Source organism: Bradyrhizobium glycinis (genome assembly GCF_016031655.1).
Taxonomy (GTDB): Bacteria; Pseudomonadota; Alphaproteobacteria; order Rhizobiales; family Xanthobacteraceae; genus Bradyrhizobium; species Bradyrhizobium glycinis.
Genome location: NZ_JACCHQ010000034.1, coordinates 1 through 18,046, shown reverse-complemented (window position 1 = coordinate 18,046; position 18,046 = coordinate 1). Strand labels below are relative to the sequence as shown.

The following is an 18,046-nucleotide window of genomic DNA, read 5'->3' as shown; positions in this document are numbered from 1 at the left end:
TATCACCATTATTTCTTGTCGAGCTTACCCTTAAGCGTCAAAGCAAAATCTGCGCCCATGTACTTCAAATGTGGAACGACGGCGATGCCAACGCGATACCAGCCCGGTTCACCTTCGACGTCCTCGACGATGATCTCCGCCTTTCGCAAAGGCCGCCGCGAGCGCACCTCTGCCGACGGATTCTCTTGATCGGCGACATACTGATGGATCCAGTTGTTTAGCTCGCCTTGCAACTCTTGCCTGCTCTTCCAGGAGCCGATGTTCTCGCGTTGCAGCACCTTGATGTAGTGGGCGAAACGATTGATGATGAACATATAGGGCAGCTTGCTGCCGAGTTTGTAGTTAAGCTCGGCCGCCCTACCTTCCTCGCTGTTCCCGAAATATTTCGGTTTCTGCACGGAATTGGCCGAAAAGAAAGCAGCATTGTCAGCCCCCTTGCGCATGGTCAGCGCGATGAAGCCCTGTTCGGCTAGTTCGAACTCGCGCCGGTCCGAGATAAGCACCTCAGTCGGCACCTTGGTCTGCAATTGTCCCATTGCCTGATAGGTATGCAGATTGAGATCCTCAACCGCACCGCCAGACTGGGGGCCGATGATGTTCGGGCACCAGCGATACTTGGCGAAGCTTTCGGCTAATCGCGTCGCAAACGCAAAGGCAGCGTTGCCCCAGAGGTATTTGTCGGTTTCGCCGTCCGAGGCCTCCTGATAATTAAAGTCCTTCACGGGAACTGTCTCTGGATCATAGGGCAACCGCAGCAGGAACCGCGGCAGCGTCAGGCCGAAATAGCGAGCGTCCTCGCTTTCGCGGAACGAGTTCCACTTGGCATATTTTGGTCCCTCGAACACCGATTGCAGGTCCTTCAGACCCGCGATCTCCTCGTAACGTTCGACGCCGAACATGTCCGGTGCAGCGGAAGCTATGACCGGTGCATGCGACATGGCGGCCACTGCGCTCATGTACCGCATCAGCTTAACATCCTGGCTGCCACTGCCAAACTCGTAGGCCGATATCATGGCCGCGACGGGCTGGCCGCCAAACTGGCCATATTCTGCGGTGTAGACATGCTTATACAGGCCCGACTTGACGATCTCCGGGCTGTCCTCGAAGTCGGTGAGCAATTCGTCCTTGCTGACGCTAAGCATTTCTATCTTGATGTTCTGACGGAAATCGGTGCGGTCGACCATGAACTTAAGCCCGCGCCAAGCCGACTCGAGCCGTTGGAATTGGTCTGTGTGCAGCACGTCGTCAAGCTGAGCCGAAATCTTGCGATCGATCTCCGCGATCATCTGATCGACGAGCGCATTGTTGACCTGCTGGTCGGCCCGGTTCGGCTTGATGAGCTCGGCGACGAAAGCTGCGACGCCCCTTCGGGCGAGGTCATAACCCTCGTCGCGCGGGGTCATCCTGGTTTCGACGAGGACCTGATCCAGCAACGAAAGGTCAGTGGCCCTTGTGGCGACTTCGGCCGGCTGCTGCGCACTTGTATCGGTCATAGGACTCGCCCCTCAAGGAAATCTCGTCGATCCGCTCACTCGCTCTTGCCGGTGAGCTCGCTTAGGAGCCGCGGCCGCGCGCCGTGGTCTTCGAGCAGATTCCGGATGGCCTTGCGGAAACCCGGCACGTTGCCGAGCGGGCTCTTCAGAGCGATCAGGGCCGCGCGTAGTTCAGTCAAAGCGCGCAGTTCCGGGATTTGCTCAACGATACGCTCGGGTTCGAAGTCTTTGAGGCTCTGAAACTGCAGCGACACAGACAGCTTGCCAGCCTCAGGCTGATCGTCGAGCTTATTCTCGGCGGAGATATGAAGAGTCAGTTGCTGGCTTTTGACAACCGCGTTAAAATTGTCTTTGTCGATATTGACAAGCTCGCGCTGCTCGATCGGGCGGTCATCGGCCTGTCCGGTGAAGTCGCCCAGGACCAGCAATTTAAGCGGCAGCTCGACATCCTCCTTGAGGTTGCCGGTCGCCGGCTTGAAGCGGATATTGATGCGCTCCTTTGGAGCGACCGAGCTTTCCTTTGCCATCTCAGCTCCTGTTTTAGACTCTGCCCTGATAAAGTCAGCTAGCGGCTAAGCTGGCTCTCCCGTGCGATATCGATGCTAGCGACCCGCTTGCGGATTTGCTCGAGCACGGCCCGACGGCGCGGCTCGTCAATCAATTGCTGAGAGTCGGAATGGGTCATCGCGCGAAAGCGTAATTCGGCGACGTCGAGTGCAAGCCAAGGCTCCCAACGCTCGAGATTGCGCTCGGCGATCACCTCTTCCATGTGCTCGAGCAGCGGGACGGCGGTCGTCACGAACCCGGTTTCGATACAGAAACGTGCTTGCGCAAGCTGGCCCACGAACCGCGCTCGTTCTCCGCTCGCGCCATCCAGCGCACGTGACAGCGTCTCGAGGGCAGCCTGAGGGTGCCCCTCGCCAATCAGCTTATGTGCTTTAACAACCGCGTCGTCGGCAGGATCACGGCCCGGCGGCACGTCCGCACCACCGATGGCCGCCCAGGCGCGCGTTTCCTCATCCGCGAACGCCCGCCCGTCATTGAACTGGAATGTCAAGATCCGCGGATAGCGGGTGACCAGCAGGGCTACGCTTGCGCGCACTGCCGCGGCGGCCGGCTCAAAGAGTGGCCCCATGTGCTCCAATGCTTTCGCGGCATGCCGATGAACGTCGAGCCAGAACGGTGACATCCAGACGATCTCTTCGGCCAAATTCAAGACCTCGGCGTGTTGACCGGCCGCTATTTTGGCTTCCAACGCTGCGATATTGTCCGCAGGCGCAAATATCGTGGTGCTGCCGCCGGTATCCGGCGGCAGGGCGTCAAAGCGCATCCAGGAGCCGACACGATTGAGCAGATAGACCTTCGGGTCTGCGGGGGAGGTAACGCGCCGGGCGGCCGAAGCTAGGCGCAGCATATCAGGCAAGTGGTCGATCCAGCCGGCCCAGTCGCCATCGGCACCAGGCGGTCTTGCCACCTCCGGTGTTGCCGGTTGAGCGACCTTATCCGGCGAAGTGAATTCCGCCGGGGCGACGTCGGTCTGCTCGACAGCTCGGGCCGCCTCCGCCGCACCTTCCGTGGGCACGGCGCTTGCGCGCTTCGCTTCTTCATAGTGCGGCCGCAGAGCCCTCAACAACTCGCCCAAAGAGGCTTGCTCATTGACCAGCTTGTCGCCCAGCTGGCGATCGAGATCGTCAAGCGCCTCATAGGCGGCGAGCACTGCCGGATATTCAGTTTCGATCGGCACATTCTCGGCCACCTCCGGCCCAAGGCGACCGACGAGCCAATTGATTGCTCCGACCCGGGCCCGTTCCCGCTTGACCGGCGGAAAGAGCCCCTCCCAATGCGCATTCACCATGCCGTACAGAGCGCTCAGGCCGACGGCAAGGCCTTGGTATCCTTCGGTCCGGAACAGACCATAGGTGGCCCAACAGACAACCAAAATGTCCTTTGACTGGTTCGACAGGATATAGCGCGACAGCGTGCTGACTTTGCTCCAATTAACCGCAACCGCTCCGTCGGCGTCCATGCGCCGGACCTCGGTTTCGAGCTGTTCAAATTCGGCCGCACCACGAATGTTGATGCCGGCCGGCACGGGGCCCGGCACAGGCGCGGCACCGTGCCGCGCACGCGCATCGATGTCGTCTCGAGCCGCCGCCCAGCGATCAACCACTGTGACAAAACCATACGCGAACGTGCATTGCGACGGATTGCGGAAAGTCAACGTCGTACCCGCCGTATAGAATAAGCCGAGAGGCGTCGCCGTTGTAAGCCATCACTACTGTCCTTGCGCCAGCCCCTGCTGCATGACCTGGGCCTTCCGCTTTCACCCTTTCAAGCCTTATGCCAATTGCAATGGCATGATTAGTAAAGCCGATTTTTCTGAATCGAGGCGTCACGGCCCCGACAGCATGTTGCAAACCTGACATCGCCCGTGGTGGCTGTTGGGTCGGCTTAGTCATTGACCTGAAGGAGCTTTGTTCTCAGGCAAACTGGGCCGCACGCGCCCGCCTCGGTAAACTTTGGAAAGAAGACAAGAGGACGAGTGTCAACTCGATACGTCGCTGGATCGTCGTTGGAACATCTCATGTCGTACGCGACTTACCGAGCGAGCAGCTCTGCCCCGGAGCGGATGCACTCTGAACCGCGGGATTTGGGTGCGTCTTCAGTTAGCGCGGATCGCGGTGCGCCAAGCCCCGAAGGACAGAAGGCGCGTTCCGGTAGCGAATCCTCAATCACTGCTTGGCGGTCTATGTCCAACCCTGGTGCAGGACCTGCCGTTGACAGCGGTCATGACGTCCGCTCGCCTTCAGCATCGGTGGTGAGAACGGCCGTGACCCGCCGCAAGCGCCCATGCAGCATCTATCCAGACGACACGGAACGCCTCAATTAGATCCTCAGCGATTTCAAGAGCTCTGCGGAGAGCGGTTCAGCCTCTCGCGGGTCGACTCAAGCTCCCCCCGATTTAAAGGAGGCTAGTCTAAAGTCCGCGGTCGGAGGCTGGGCGTGATGCTTCCATCCACCTGCGGCAACCACGCTGAGTCCACATCGGAAAAATGTTCTTGATGGGTTTGCAGGCACGTGTCGATCCACCGCTCAGACAGACCGGCCGTGCGGAGAGGTTCGCTTTTCAGTCGGTGTTCGACGCGTCCGATGGGCTGGTCGATCACAGACCGACTACCACGACCCGGTCCAGGACGGGGTCTGTGCGAGCCGCCCCAGTCGTTCACACGTCCTGGCACCCGCCTAGAGTTCTGGTGCGACAAGAGGCGCACCAGCCAGCTCCATCAGCCCAAACGCATCAGCGGGTTGGGGGACCGCGAATGCGTACGACCGCTCAGTCGATCTTGGAGTGCCCGCCGATCGGCGACGAGGTTGTCCAGGTGAAGCGGCTCTTCATCAGGCCGCTCTCCTTCCGCTAAGCGTCTTGCCAGCGCCCGTGTGCCGTCCACCACAAAGACGCCGCAATCATGATTGTTCCGTTGTTGCGCCATGCGGGCGGCCTGAAGGTTGGCGCCAAGGCGTTCGGCGAGCTGCCGTGCGCTAGCGACGTTAGATTTTCTCCTAGAGGAGTCGTAGTGATATGCAACTACGTTCTCTCGATTGCGGCGATCAACGAGCAGTAGCGACCAGTGCTTGCCGTCGTCGGCCTTAGCACCTTTGCCATCGTTCACTGGCACGAGCAGGAAATCGGCGGTATCGTTCTCATCCTCATCATAAAAGATTCCTTGTACGGCAAGCAGCAATTCGGCCGTGTTGTCGGTCAAGCGCAGCATTTGAGCTTGCACCGGCCGCAGCAGCCGGATCCGAGCAGCCAGATCCGGATGGTCCCTTTGCAGCTCCCGCTCCAGGAGCTCGTAATCCTTCCTGATATGCTCGTCAGTTAGCCAGTCGCGACGGAGCAGCGGCGGAGTCCGCATCCGGACGCTTGATCCGGAGACTTGGCCGTCCGGCTGGTCCAGAGGGGCCGACGACTTTTCGTGTCGGCTCGCTCGGAACGCATTGCATAGGCCGGACTTGAAACACCCCCACAGTCCACAGCCTTTGACATCCTTCCTCGGCATCGCGGAGGTCGTAGCTCTCGTCGATGATGATTCTTCGCCAGGCCAGGCGAAGTTATAGATGCCCGCCACGATTGGCCGGTGAGATTCAAGCCCATGCTCCGGGACGAGCGTTACACTAAGCCCGCTCGGATTTGTTGGGGTCGGCTCTCTTGTTTCTTGCCGCAACTTGGGTGTGTAAGGCCGACCATGGATGTAAAAATGTGCTCTCGAATGGAGCGGTGTCGTTGGTAAAAGTCCTTGCCTGCTCAGTGATCCGATCAAGGCATCGGGAGCTGACTGGCAACCATGTTCCCATCCCAAGCCGACGATATGTGTGAAGTCCCTCGTGCATGGAAAGCTCTCCGTGGGCACGCTGGCTGGTATATCAAGCGCGGGGCCAGACAACTTGGGTTGCGGATCCAAATGGCTCCAAGCGGCGCTAGCTTCCGCAGGCGCCGGTCGCTCAAGATGGCGGCACGGCGGTGAAGGCTCGGCCCTAGCGATCCGCGACGGCAACATTGGCGGCGTCCTCTCCTAGAATCATATCCTGAATGGTCGGAAAATTGAAGTCATGATAGTCTTCTGCGGTAAGTGAACTCGAACCTCTGGAGTTATACCACACGATGCCCAGCGCTCTCCGCGTCATTGATCTCGATCAATGACGGGCATCGGGCTCGGCAAAGTCATTCGAGGTCAGTTCCACAAGAGAGACCAGCGCTTCTCGCCCATCTTGCGCAAGTTGCCTCCGCTCATGATCAGCGACTGAACAGAGTTCGGCGCATCGCGGTCTAAGCGTGGCAGCGTATGCCGCGACTCTCGCCAATCCGGCGCGAACCATCCGCTCAGCGACGGAATGCGCGGATTTAACGCCCGACCTGTCACTTTGCTAGAGATCTCCGCCGTATGCGAAGGGTGGATCGGTTCGCCGACTCGTCGGGCAAGAGATCGTGCGTCGTCACAATGGCCAAGCGACTCCGGGCTTCCTCGATAGGTCGGCGACACCTTGGCAGAAAACTGAGAGGTCGGTCCAATGCGAGTCGTAGTCTTAATCGGCCTGGTTTTTGCATCCCTTTGCATCCCTCAGTGAGCTCCATGATGACCACGGCGGCTTCCAGGAGCATCAATTGAAGGGCGTCTGCTCAAAATTGACGACTGAAAGACGGTATTGATGGTCCGAAGGATAGTGTTAGCCGAGTGTTCGCAATGCATCTCGCTCTTCCGAACGAGATCGACGGTCAGACGAAGGATGCGGTCCCGCCGGGACGATGATCAGGTCCGTCGAGCTAAACTGGCGTGGGAGGCCGCCGACCATGAACGATGAGGCTCCGCTTCCGCGCGGATCGCCGCAGAACGAGGTTCTTCAGGCTTGGGCCGCAGAAGAGGTGCCGAACGGACGTGAAGATCGGCTAGAGGCGGTAAGAAGAATAGGAGTGTGGGAGGCGGCCGCAACCGCTGCGCAGCTAAACCTTACGTCGCTGTCCCTGACGGTCTTGCCACCGGGCTTCCCGGCGCTGCTCCAGCGCCTAGACGTCTCCAACAATCAGCTGACCTATCTGCCGGAATCTCTTCCGACCGGTCTTCAAGAGCTCTACGCCAGGTCGAATCGGCTGACCAGCCTGCCCCACACTTTCCCGCCCGGGCTCCGGCGCCTGGATGTTGCACACAATCGGCTGACCAGCCTGTCTGGCCTTCCGTCTGGACTCCAACGCCTGGACCTTAGCGACAATCGGCTGACCAGCCTGCCCGACACTCTCCCGCCCCGGCTCTACATTCTGCATGTGGACCAGAACCAGCTGACTCACCTGCCCGCCGCACTTCCGGACACTCTATGGCGGCTCGACGTTTCCGACAATCGGCTGACTCACTTGCCCGACTCCTTCCCCGCCAGCCTCATAACGCTCCACGCTAGTGGGAACCGACTGACGAGCTTACCCGAGAACCTGCTGACGGAGCTGAGACATGCTTCCGTAGTCAGCCTGCGTCGGAATCCCCTGTCGGAGCGGGTGCAGACGAACCTTGCGACGGCCATGCATGCTGAGGGTTATGAAGGGCCCCTGGTCTCCTACTCATTCTCAACGGCGGGAGGAACGACGCAAGGGTCGGTACGACCTCTGGGTGAGGCAGTCGCGGACTGGCTTAAGGACGAACCGGAGACGCTGGCCCTCTGGCAGAGCTTCGGCCGAGAGCGCGGTGCTCAGGACTACGCACGCTTTCTCGACAAGTTGCGGCAGACCGTGAACTACGGAGATGAGGCGTTCCAGGATGCGGTGCGCGATGACCTGCGGAAGGCGGCGAGAAGTCCCCGGTTGCGCGGACAGTACTTCCTATTAGCCTTCGATGCGATCTCAACCTGCCAGGATCGCATCACGTTGACCTGGAATGGCATGCAGACCGCGCGTCTAAATGTTGAGGTCGAGGACGGTGACTTTGACGAGAATCTCCAAGGCATCTTAGAGAGGGGCCGTATCCTGTTCCGATTGGACGTGCTGGAGCGGATCGCTCGCGAGAAGGTTCGCTCACTAAGTTTCGTCGACGAAGTCGAGGTCTATTTGGCCTATCAAGTTAAGCTGCGTGATGCACTGGAACTGCAGCCCGTGGCCCCGAAGATGCGCTTCGAGCGGTTTTCTTACGTTACGGAGGCCGACATCGCCCTTGCCGAAACATCCGTTCGCGAGCAGGAGGCCGCTGGCTTTGCCGACTTTTTGGCCACACGCTGGGAACCTTGGCAGGCAGTGTTGAAGCGCTTTGCTCCCGAAGACCATGCAGCCATGAAGACGCGCCTTGCCGAGGCGATGGAAGAGGAGTTCTCTGCACGTCTGAATCAACGACTCAAGGAGCATGGTTTGATAGGCGATGCCGATGCCGAGCGGGAGCTCGGCCGCCAGGTCAACGACGAAATCGCTCGAGAGATCATGCGACCGACTACGAACCAGTTTCTTGCGCAGCGCGGCCTCAGCCTGTAAGCGCGCCCTCGGTCGCAGGGGGCTCTCAATGCCTGGTTCCACGGACCGTTGCGCCAAACCGAAGAGGGTCTGCCGATCTCTTTTCAGCGTATCCCGCGGCGGTGAAGTAGTGGCTGCGCGGTCGTTGTTTGCGTCGGATTTTCACACAGCAGATAAATTGTGCCTAGCCTTCCAGAGCAGCGGCGAGGCACGCAGCCGTGATCAGGGACTCCTCTCAATAAGATGGATCGTTCGAAGTCCGTTGAGAGCTGATGGCCCGCAACATGCAGAACTCGTTTGCCCTGCATCAAAGTCCGGTGCGACGCGCATACTTCAACGGCTGTGAGCGGATGCTGGTGATTTGCCTAGGCATTCCGGTTTTAAGTCGCCCATGATTCCGATTTGATCCATTCCGAGTTGATCTCGCCCGGAGTAGAGAGACATTGTTCTGGCGAACCTTTCCACGTACCATTTGCAGGGCTCGGTCAATCCCAAACCAAATCGTCTTGAGGCTCGTCAGCTAGCCCCTCTTGGCCTTCCATTTGTAGATGCTGGCCTCACTCACGCCGTGCTTGCGGCATAGATCGGCGACCGACACCCCGGCCTCGTGCTCCTTCAAGATCCCGATAATCTGCTCTTCCGTAAAGCGGCTACGCTTCATGCTCTGGCCCTCGTCGTGGGCCAGAACCAACTTCAAACTGGATTAAGTCCCGGGGGCAAGGTCAGTCGAGGCAGGCGCATGAACTCCGACCATCTTTGGAGGTTTAGGCCGGTCTGTTCGCTAGATTTGCGATGTTCGCACACCGTTGCATTAGCGTCTCAAACGTCTCTGGCTCGTCCAGCAAGAGCCCGTCGTCGACCATGTGTTCATAGTCCTGTTCTAAAACGGCTCGCGCTTCACCTTCAGGGACGAGCTTCAGCGCACCATTGATCACCTTGTGATAGTCAATCGTCGTGCCGGCACGGTCCTTTTCAGAGAAGAACCATGTTTTATGCTCTGCCACCGTGTCAGCCAGCTTTCGGTCTTTCAATGCAGCGTCCGCGATCCCCGCGTCATCCAGCCTCACGAGATCGTACCAGTGGCGAGCGAAACGTTCGCCTCGCAGTTTACCCTGGACGCAAAAAACATGGATGGCAGTCGCCTTCTCCCAGAAGGTGCGCTCCGCTTTCATGGTCCTTGGCTTGGCAGTTGGAAACTTGAGAGTTTCAAGATACTGGGCGGCGTCGCAAACCACGTCGTGAAGCTCGCTCGGCTCGCCGGTGGATCTTGCGCCGAATTCAAGCATGACGGCGGGGCTTACATAGCCATTGCCTGTCTCCAAGGAAGCGTATCGGACGAAGATTTTGTCATCATCTGCTTCCGCCTTTGCACTCAGCTTGTCGTTTTCCAGACACTGATCGATAACGGGAAGCGCCTTTTCTTTCACCCAAACTGGAAGTCGCTCTCGGACCTGGTCGCTCCATTTTTTGCCCTGGCTGCGGGTCTGAGGGACGGGATTGCTCTCGCTTGTTTTCACGACATCAGGGGCTATTGCCCGAATATCGTAGGTAAGGTCGACGTCTTCTGAAAAGCGGCGGATTGCGCCGTACGCCTTGGAAAGGGACGTTCCGCCCTTGAAAACGAGGCGCTCTCCCAGTGGAGAGGAAAAGAGTGCATTCAAGCACCAAACAACCCAGACATCTTTCTCAAGGAGATGTGCCGGACGTCCTGAATTGGAAGCAGCAACACCGAGCGCCTCTCGGCGCTCGGCGTCAGACAGATTTAGGAACTTGTCAGACATGCAGTTCGCTTACCGGCCTGGCAAGCCAAGTCGGCAATGAAGACGCCGCAGACTTTAGTTCACTCACTTCGGTTGGGGTCAGTTTCTGACTGACCGACCGCAATGCTCGTTCTGCCGTCTTGGGACCAACCCAGGCAAGCGCACGCACCACCTCACCAGCACGACGATTGGCCAGCGTAAGCTGCCAAAACGGCGCATGCTTGAGCTGAACAACTTGCTTGCCAAGGTGGAGCTCGCGAGAAGGACCAGAGGTCAGGTAAACCTGACGGACAGGTACCTGCGTTGTCAAACCAAGATGGTTGGCAGCCGCCGCGCCGCTGGAAACAATGGTCTCACCGCTGCGAGCCTTGACTTCCTCAACGACTTTTTCGACCGACGGAGCTCTAACTCCGAAACGGCTTTCGACCGGACGCAGATACACCCCTCGCCTCGCGCGAAGAAGTTTTCCTCGCACGGCAAGACGCGAAAGGGCCTGATCAACAGCAGCACGCTTTCCAAGATGCAAAAGCCCCTTGGCAGCAATCGGTGCGCCTTCGGGCAGTTCTTTGGTGACTTCCAAAATCCGGGTGCTAAGGGCGGTCATGGCTCTCTCTCCAGGTGTCAGAAACATAGGAGGACTTCTGACATTCTGCAAGAGCTAAGTTTCAAAAAGGTTTCCTCGTAAAATCAATAACTTGCCCTTACTGAGACCGATTCGGCCCCTTATTGAGGGCCAAAAAGCGGTTCTGGCCTCCCGTCCAACGAGCTGGGGGCCGCATCCCAATCCCGTCTATTATCGGTCCTTGGTGGGAAAGAGCCGGGCGCAGCAACCGCAATCGCATTTAGAGACTACCGACCTCCGACGAGGGTTGCCCGCCTGCCACCCAGAAGATCTCCAGCTCCCGGGAAAACAGGCAGACGAGATCGACACCTGTGCTAGCGACAACGAATTGCGCTGTTGTAAGCCGCGCCCCTGTTTGTTTCTGCCGCACCCGATGCTGTTTTCGCGACAATAATACAGTCCGTGGCGGCCTCAGCATCGGGCCGGGGGGCGTAATGATGCTGAGGCCTCCCGGACAGGCTCTTGCCCCGTGATACCGAGACCGTCGCCGTTCCGATAAGCCGGCCGACGAGATGAGGTTCCGCCCCTTCCTCCCAATCATCTCAAGTGTGGCGCCATTCCCACAACGCATGCTGATCAAAAAACGAAAGGCCGCAGGCGCTGCTCTGGTACAGATCCTGCGGCCTTGCCGCGACGTTCCGCACGATCGGCGCGGCGTTGCAACCGCTAGCACAGTGGCCCGCCAGCGTGAACCGGCGGATCGCGGATAAGGGCTGAGTGAATGAAACCATTTGCCGGCCTCGTCGAAGCAGCCTGGAAACAATCACGGTTCAGCCTCTCTCATTGAAAAGAGAGGGACTTCAGATGATTGCACTCAAAGCGCTCGTACTCGCCCTTGGTGCTGGGATCCTGTTTTGGATGTACTCGGGTGACTTGGGTTATGACGTAGCTCTCGCCATTGTGGCGTGCCTGTCATGACGAGAAAAGCCCGCCAGCGAGAACCGGCGGGCTGATTGCAACGGCCTCATTGGAGATCATCTTTGTCTCCTCCGTTGAGGAACTCCAGCCGTCGTTTGAGCTCTGCATTCTTCCCCATGAGTCTTTCGGCGAGAATATCATTGACGACCGTGTGCAGTTGCCACGGCTCTTCGATAGACATGCTCCCAAACGGCTTCACCCGACCCAGGCTTCCCAATAGATCGCGCTGAGAGGCGGGAGCTTGGCAATTCTGCGTAGTGAGAGGGAAGGTCATCTACAAATACGGTGTCGCGCCACCTTCTTGAAAGCCAGCCGGTTCCTCCTCAATCGAGAGCGCCGCAGCTCAGCGTGCGCCAGTCGGTTCCGCAGGCTGGCCAATTCGCCCATCTGATTCTTGAGAGAGGCCAATCATTGCTGGAGGGCAATGGTGCGATGGAAATCCGCTTGATCAAGGGTAATCATCATATCCTCAGCCCATAAAATGATTTGAATACAGCAAACATCGTGACAGCATTTTTACTGCGCTCAATATTCGCTAGTCTGCACAAGTAAAAAACGCCCCCCAGCTGCCGGCGGTTGCAGGGCCGATCATTTCTTCAGCAGCAGACACATATCTCGCGCTAGGCGCTTGATGGAGGCGGTGTACCGACCAAGAGCGGCCGCGATTTCGGAGGTGCTCGCTCCTTTTTTGACCAATTCGACAAGCAGCTGCATCTCCGCCGCCGTCCACTCCTTGGGCTTGCGATTCCTAATCATTTGGCGCTGCGATATTCGGTGCGAACTCAGAAAAGAAATAATTCAAAGAATGCTGAAGCCCGCTAGGTGCGTCGGCTAGCGGGCTCCCGACCCAAGGTCAAAAGTCTCCAACCTTGCGCCTGCCAATAGAGAAACGAACAAGGTTTAGGAAATCTTAACTGATCTCCGCAACGTCGAAACTGGGACGGGCTGTGAGGGACATACGCGGCCTGGCTCAGAGGCAGCCCCGCGAGCTCGCCAACCCCGGCGGGCCTTGCCTTATCCTAATGCACGTTGAGCCTGCTGCGGAACATGAAATAGATCATATGGCTTGCCGGGAGGGCTGCTATATGGTCGCCTTTACCGGGTTGCCGACATATTTCACTTAACCTTTTTCACCCGGAGCTTTTTGGCCAATGAAGCCACAGCGGCCGCTGTTGCGGCCTTTGTGCTGACGAGCTGCTACCGCGATCTGATCGGCGACCTGCAACGTCATCATTGCGACGGAGGACCTATATGCCCAAGGAAAATTGCCTGATTGTTCGTGCTGCCGGGAAACAACTGGATCTGTTGAGGGGCGAGGCCGCGCGCATCGCGAAAGCGGCCAACGTGGGCTGGTGGACTGATCGTGCGGAGGTCGGCACCAGGTTTTGCTTTGAGGATGCCGAAGCGAAAAACTCATTCGCACTTATTTGCGACAGCTTCAACATTGCCAGCCGAGAAGGCTAGCTAGAAAGATCCTGCCGACCTATGGCCCGCGGGAGTTGAGAGTGGAGATTTAGCGACCGGGCTTCGATTACCGCTGAGATGCTGGCTGAGTTGGACATGGGCGTGGCAAGCGGCCGGAGGTGATCGTCTTGTCGCAGTCAAGCCAGAGGCCCCCGACCATCGACAAATTGACGTGATAAGGCTTGCCGCTGTCAAAAGGGGTACAGAAGTGCATCGGCAGTCTCCCTTGCGGAATTAGGGCCTTAACGATTGAGATTCCGGCCACATCAAGACGCCTTACGAAGTTCACGCGCGGCCGCGACCATGTTGACGAGCGCCGGGCGGACTTCCTCCCAACTGCGCGTCTTCAGACCGCAGTCCGGATTGATCCAGAGCTGCGAGTCCGAGAGCCGCTTTCGGGCGAGGGTCATCAGCTCTTTCACCTCGGTGGTATCAGGCACGCGCGGCGAGTGGATATCGTAGACGCCGGGACCGATGTCGTTCGGATATTTGAAGGTTGTGAACGCGTCCAGCAGCTCCATCTTCGAGCGCGAGGTCTCGATCGAGATGATATCGGCGTCCATTGCCGCGATCGCGTCGATGATAGCGTTGAACTCCGAATAGCACATGTGGGTGTGGATCTGCGTGGCGTCGGCAACGCCCGTGGAGCAGATGCGGAAGCTCTCCACCGCCCAGTCGAGATAGGTCTTCCAGTCGGCCCGGCGCAGCGGAAGCCCTTCGCGAAGCGCGGCTTCGTCGATCTGGATCATGGTCGCGCCGGCCTTTTCGAGATCGGTGACCTCGTCGCGGAGCGCGAGCGCAATCTGGCGGCAGGCTTCGCTGCGCGGCATGTCGTCACGGACGAAAGACCAGTTCAGGATCGTCACCGGCCCGGTCAGCATCGCCTTCATCGGCTTCTTGGTCAGCGATTGCGAATAACGCCACCACTCCACAGTCATCGGCTTCGGCCGGGAGACGTCGCCGAACAGGATCGGCGGACCGAACGCAGCGGGAGCCATAGGACTGCACCCAGGCATGTTGGGTGAAGACGAATCCGGAAAGCTGCTCGCCGAAATACTGCACCATGTCGTTGCGCTCGAACTCACCGTGAACGAGTACGTCGAGGCCAATCTCCTCCTGCCAGCGCACGGTGCGGGCGGTTTTCTCCTTGAGGAATTGCTCATACTGCGCGTCGGTCAGCTTACCCTTGGCATGTGCAGCCCGGGCGTTGCGGACGTCGGCCGTCTGAGGGAACGAGCCGATCGTCCTGGTCGGGAAGGCGGGCAAACCAAAGCGCTTGCGCTGAACCTTGGCACGGCTTGTAAAGGCGCTCTTGCGGCTGCGCATCGCCGGGTCGATCGTGGCCATCCGCTTGGCGACGGCTGCATCGTGGATTTTGGGCGAGGTCTTCCGCGCGGTAGCTGCACGCTCGGACGCACCGAGAGCGTTGGCGAGGCCCGTATCGCCGGCAAGCGCCCTGGCCAGGGTCGACAGCTCAACGATTTTCTGCGCCGAGAAGGAGAGCCAGCTCTTCACGTCGGGATCGAGAGCAGTCTCAAGCTCCAGGTTGATCGGAATATGTAGCATCGAGCAGGACGGCGCGATCTGAACGCGCCGCTCGCCGAGCTTTGCGACGACCGGCTTGAGCCGGTCGACCAGCGCCGGAAGGTTGGAACGCCAGACGTTGCGGCCGTCAATGACGCCGAGTGAGATGACGAGATCTGAGCGGATGCGGGATGCGGCGATCTGGCTCAACTGCTGAGGCGCACGGACGAGATCGACATGCAGACCGGCCACGGGCAGCGCCAGCGCGGTTGCCAGATTGTCGCCGATGGCGCCGAAATAGGTCGCCAGCATGATCTTGATACCAGGGACCTCTTGGGCGAACCGCGCATAGGCGCGCCGGAGTGCGTCTCTTGCGGCATCGTCGAGGTCGAGCACGAGACAGGGCTCGTCGATTTGCACCCATTCGGCCCCGTGCTTGGCGAGCTCCTGGAGCACCTCGACATAGACGGGTTCGAGGCTGTCGAGCAGCGCAACCGGATCGAACAATCCATCGGCACTCTTGCCCAGTTTCAGGACGTGACCGGACCGACAAGGACCGAGCGCGTCTGGTACCCGAGTGCCTTGGCCTCGTCATATTCCTCGATTGCCTTGCGGGAGGAGAGCTTGAAAGGCTGGCCCATCTGAAACTCCGGGACCATGTAGTGGTAGTTGGTGTCCAACACTTGGTCATTTCCTGCGCGGCTGCGCCGTGGCCCTGATGCGCGTGTTCGCAGCTGGCGTCTTGTTCCTCTCCTTGCGAGCCGCGCGCCATCGCGAAATAGGTCTTGAGTGATACGGGGCCGCCCTTCCAGCCGTAGGCCTCAGGAATGGCGCCGACCAGGACGCTCGTCTCCAGCACCTGATCGTAGAACGAGAAGTCGTTGGACGGAATGATGGTCGCACCGAGCGACTTCTGGCGGGCCCAATTGGCTGCGCGGAGGCTGAACGCAGGTTTCCAGCAGTTGTTGCTCGCTCGTTTTGCCGGCCCAGTAGCTTTCGAACGCGGTCTTGAGTTCGCGACGCGGCCCAATACGGGCGTGCCGAGTGTAGCAACCGGAAGAGAGAGAAGACATAGCTTTAACCCCATTGTGGTGAGGCAAAAGGCCATGGCGGACGCTGGCAGGACAGCCGCGAATGCGGCAGCTGCTTGGCGTACCACCGGGACACCCCGCCCGTGGACGATTAGGTTATCGGGGCAGGTCTCCTGGCTCGCGGGTCATCGCCTGCATCCGGCCTTCCCGAAGCTTGCGCTTCAGTGACACTGATGGATGCGGGCTCACCGCTTACAGTTGCAGGGGCAGCGCCGGCATTGCGACGGTTCGCGTAACCGAACGCTCACCGGCTTCCCTCTTAGCTCCGGGTCAAGCGGACCCGGAGAACCTCGACAGCTCCGATTACCTGCAATGGGATGGCGGCGTCGACCTCTCTACGTTCACTTCCGCTGCGGCATGCCGGCCGGATTGATTGTTTGCACCATTGACGGAATCCAACGCTTCATAATCCTGTGATCTGATCGTCGCGTAGAGTTCGCACGCGTCTGCATCCGGTTGACTAGCTTGTGTGTGCCGCCGTCACGTGCAATCGCTAATTAAGTTTTGCTTGTGCCTTGTTGGCCATACGTAAGGAGGACAGTGGCCAAGTCACCAGCGCGTAACCCATGGCTTTAAATTCAGCAGTAGTAAAGAAGGGCGTCTTTCCAAATTCCGTCATCTTCGCAAGTAGTAGTGCCACGCCAGGCATTCGCTCGGCGAAAACGCGGAACTTTTCCGCTGAATGCAACGCGTCAGGGAAGATCGGATCCGCCTGCCTTACGTAAAACTTGGCGCGGCTGACCGCGCCATCGAGCTCTTCTGGCGACCGCGTCCGTTCTGGCAATGATCACGAGATCGCAACGGGCCTTTGAAGCAGCGGCAACCTTCTCCGCCATGTCGTGCGCGTCGACAGTCTTCTTGTCGTTCGTTCTAGTGGCCACACTTCTTGGTCAGAATCTCTCCCAGATGCAGAGCGGCCGCGCCGGAATCCTCAAAGATGCGGGTTGCATGAGCAGCTTCTGAAAACACTCTCTCACTCAAAATTTATGAAAATCATTTGCGCGGGAGACTAGATTCATCATCGCTATTCGGTTTTCCCAAGAACTTCTTGAAATTCCCTAGCCGGGCCGGCGCATACGAGAACGCGCGTGGGCCACACCCGAACTGGCTTCCGGCACGGGCTAGATCCCGCGCCGTGGATGGCGGCAGGGCAATGGGTGCCGTGCGTTCAACATGCAAGAGACCGCTCGTGTGGTCGACGCAATGCCGCCCAGCCGATCGAGAACAGATACGACAGATCGACCAATGCTTCAGCGAGCGCTTAGGCGGGCTCGCTTGTGCAAGTGAAGCAGAGAAACGGGGAGATCAGCGCGCCTCGGCGCTCTGATCATTCTGCGAGACTGACAGGTTGAGCGGCGTCAAGACCTACCAGTTCGGGTAGGCGACTCAACACCGCTTTCTCGCTACAACCCATCGTGTCCCATGACCGAACCTCGCGGGAAGCCGGATGTGGTTAGTATTGGATCATGCCTAAAGGGAGAGACAGAAGTTAGCGGCGCGTGAAAGGCAGGTTCTTTTCCTTGCTCCAGAGATAGGGCTCACGTTACCACTAACTTCCCCGGAAGTGCGGATGCGGCAGAAACAGCGCCTTTGTCCCAGATCCCCCGATCGATAAAGGGACGCCAAGTCGCATCCGCACTACTCCCCATTAATGTCAGCTTATCATTGTGCCCGGGTTTATGAAGCTCCTCCGACTGAGTGGACACCTGTAGTAGGCTCAGAGAGCCCGGAGGTGTCAAATGCCAGAACGTCAACGTCGATCGTTCACAGAGGATTACAAGCGCCAAGCCGTTGAACTAGTCTAGCGGTATCGAGCGGTCGATCGATCGGGTCGGTTGCCAAGGAACTCGGTCTGCGCGACTCGGTGTTACGACGCTGGGTGGATAAGCTCCGGTGACCTTGCCCCCGGAGCTTAATCCAGCTTGAAGTTCGTTCTGGCCCACGACGAGGACCAGAGCATGAAGCGTAGCCGCTTTACGGAAGAGCAGATTATCGGGATCTTGAAGGAGCACGAGGCCGGGGTGTCGGTCGCCGATCTATGCCGCAAGCACGGCCTGAGCGACGCCAGCATCTATAAATGGAAGGCCAAGTACGGCGGGATGGACGTCTCCGAGGCCAAGCGGCTGAGGACGCTGGAGGACGAGAACACGAAGCTGAAGCGGCTCCTGGCTGACGCCATGCTGGACAATGCG

Annotated in this window: 10 protein-coding genes, 4 pseudogenes and 1 riboswitch; of the genes and pseudogenes, 4 read left to right on the top strand and 10 right to left on the bottom strand. The window is 58.9% G+C overall.

Annotated features, from left to right (window positions below; all coding sequences use genetic code 11):
• Nucleotides 1-8 precede the first annotated feature (8 nt).
• The 4 genes from tssC to HZZ16_RS32540 all read right to left on the bottom strand — a co-directional run bounded on the left by tssC (nt 9) and on the right by HZZ16_RS32540 (nt 5,410).
• Nucleotides 9-1,493 (bottom strand): type VI secretion system contractile sheath large subunit, encoded by a 1,485-nt coding sequence (gene tssC / locus HZZ16_RS32555; RefSeq protein ID WP_197954334.1) that lies wholly within the window; start codon nt 1,491-1,493, stop codon nt 9-11.
• 35 nt (nt 1,494-1,528) lie between these two features.
• Nucleotides 1,529-2,020: a type VI secretion system contractile sheath small subunit gene (gene tssB, locus HZZ16_RS32550; protein ID WP_197954327.1), complete on the bottom strand. Its 492-nt coding sequence runs from the start codon at nt 2,018-2,020 to the stop codon at nt 1,529-1,531.
• 38 nt (nt 2,021-2,058) lie between these two features.
• Nucleotides 2,059-3,714, bottom strand: coding sequence for a type VI secretion system protein TssA (tssA, locus tag HZZ16_RS32545; protein WP_197954318.1), 1,656 nt, complete (start codon nt 3,712-3,714; stop codon nt 2,059-2,061).
• Nucleotides 3,715-4,777: 1,063 nt separating this feature from the next.
• Nucleotides 4,778-5,410, bottom strand: a complete 633-nt coding sequence (locus HZZ16_RS32540) for a Ulp1 family isopeptidase (RefSeq protein WP_197954313.1) — start codon at nt 5,408-5,410, stop codon at nt 4,778-4,780.
• Nucleotides 5,411-6,843: 1,433 nt separating this feature from the next.
• Here HZZ16_RS32540 and HZZ16_RS32535 point away from each other — a divergent pair.
• Nucleotides 6,844-8,496, top strand: a complete 1,653-nt coding sequence (locus HZZ16_RS32535; protein WP_197954311.1) for an NEL-type E3 ubiquitin ligase domain-containing protein — start codon at nt 6,844-6,846, stop codon at nt 8,494-8,496.
• Between the two features lie 502 nt (nt 8,497-8,998).
• Here HZZ16_RS32535 and HZZ16_RS32530 read toward each other — a convergent pair.
• The 4 genes and pseudogenes from HZZ16_RS32530 to HZZ16_RS38020 form a co-directional block, all read right to left on the bottom strand.
• Nucleotides 8,999-9,136 (bottom strand): annotated as a pseudogene (locus HZZ16_RS32530) (transposase); the annotation flags it as partial.
• Nucleotides 9,137-9,239: 103 nt separating this feature from the next.
• Nucleotides 9,240-10,256, bottom strand: coding sequence for a nucleotidyl transferase AbiEii/AbiGii toxin family protein (locus HZZ16_RS32525; protein ID WP_197954310.1), 1,017 nt, complete (start codon nt 10,254-10,256; stop codon nt 9,240-9,242).
• Complete coding sequence (locus tag HZZ16_RS32520) at nt 10,249-10,839, bottom strand: DUF6088 family protein (RefSeq protein WP_197954309.1); 591 nt, start codon at nt 10,837-10,839, stop codon at nt 10,249-10,251. Before HZZ16_RS32520 ends, HZZ16_RS32525 begins: the two co-directional genes overlap by 8 nt.
• 982 nt (nt 10,840-11,821) lie before the next feature.
• On the bottom strand, nt 11,822-11,956 hold the full coding sequence (locus HZZ16_RS38020; RefSeq protein ID WP_283815890.1) for a hypothetical protein: 135 nt from the start codon (nt 11,954-11,956) through the stop codon (nt 11,822-11,824).
• Between the two features lie 1,070 nt (nt 11,957-13,026).
• Here HZZ16_RS38020 and HZZ16_RS32515 point away from each other — a divergent pair.
• On the top strand, nt 13,027-13,239 hold the full coding sequence (locus HZZ16_RS32515; protein ID WP_197954308.1) for a hypothetical protein: 213 nt from the start codon (nt 13,027-13,029) through the stop codon (nt 13,237-13,239).
• A 266-nt stretch (nt 13,240-13,505) separates the two neighbouring features.
• Here the strand turns inward: HZZ16_RS32515 and metE are convergent.
• Both metE and HZZ16_RS32505 read right to left on the bottom strand, forming a co-directional pair.
• A pseudogene (gene metE / locus HZZ16_RS32510) lies at nt 13,506-15,850 on the bottom strand (5-methyltetrahydropteroyltriglutamate--homocysteine S-methyltransferase).
• A gap of 90 nt (nt 15,851-15,940) precedes the next feature.
• A riboswitch (cobalamin riboswitch) is annotated at nt 15,941-16,162 on the bottom strand.
• Nucleotides 16,163-16,195: 33 nt separating this feature from the next.
• Nucleotides 16,196-16,805 (bottom strand): annotated as a pseudogene (locus tag HZZ16_RS32505) (isocitrate lyase/PEP mutase family protein); the annotation flags it as partial.
• A gap of 788 nt (nt 16,806-17,593) precedes the next feature.
• On the opposite strand from HZZ16_RS32505, the pseudogene HZZ16_RS38475 reads away from it, so the two are divergent.
• A pseudogene (locus HZZ16_RS38475) lies at nt 17,594-17,736 on the top strand (transposase); the annotation flags it as partial.
• Between the two features lie 76 nt (nt 17,737-17,812).
• Nucleotides 17,813-18,046, top strand: a 234-nt coding sequence (locus HZZ16_RS32495) for a transposase (protein WP_197949286.1), incomplete at its 3' end; no start/stop codon positions are given.

Coding starts and splice junctions, on each gene's coding strand:
- tssC (WP_197954334.1), bottom strand. CDS start 1,493: ATGACCGATACAAGTGCGCAGCAGCCGGCCGAAGTCGCCACAAGGGCC.
- tssB (WP_197954327.1), bottom strand. CDS start 2,020: ATGGCAAAGGAAAGCTCGGTCGCTCCAAAGGAGCGCATCAATATCCGC.
- HZZ16_RS32540 (WP_197954313.1), bottom strand. CDS start 5,410: ATGCGGACTCCGCCGCTGCTCCGTCGCGACTGGCTAACTGACGAGCAT.
- HZZ16_RS32535 (WP_197954311.1), top strand. CDS start 6,844: ATGAACGATGAGGCTCCGCTTCCGCGCGGATCGCCGCAGAACGAGGTT.
- HZZ16_RS32525 (WP_197954310.1), bottom strand. CDS start 10,256: ATGTCTGACAAGTTCCTAAATCTGTCTGACGCCGAGCGCCGAGAGGCG.
- HZZ16_RS32520 (WP_197954309.1), bottom strand. CDS start 10,839: ATGACCGCCCTTAGCACCCGGATTTTGGAAGTCACCAAAGAACTGCCC.
- HZZ16_RS38020 (WP_283815890.1), bottom strand. CDS start 11,956: ATGTCTATCGAAGAGCCGTGGCAACTGCACACGGTCGTCAATGATATT.
- HZZ16_RS32515 (WP_197954308.1), top strand. CDS start 13,027: ATGCCCAAGGAAAATTGCCTGATTGTTCGTGCTGCCGGGAAACAACTG.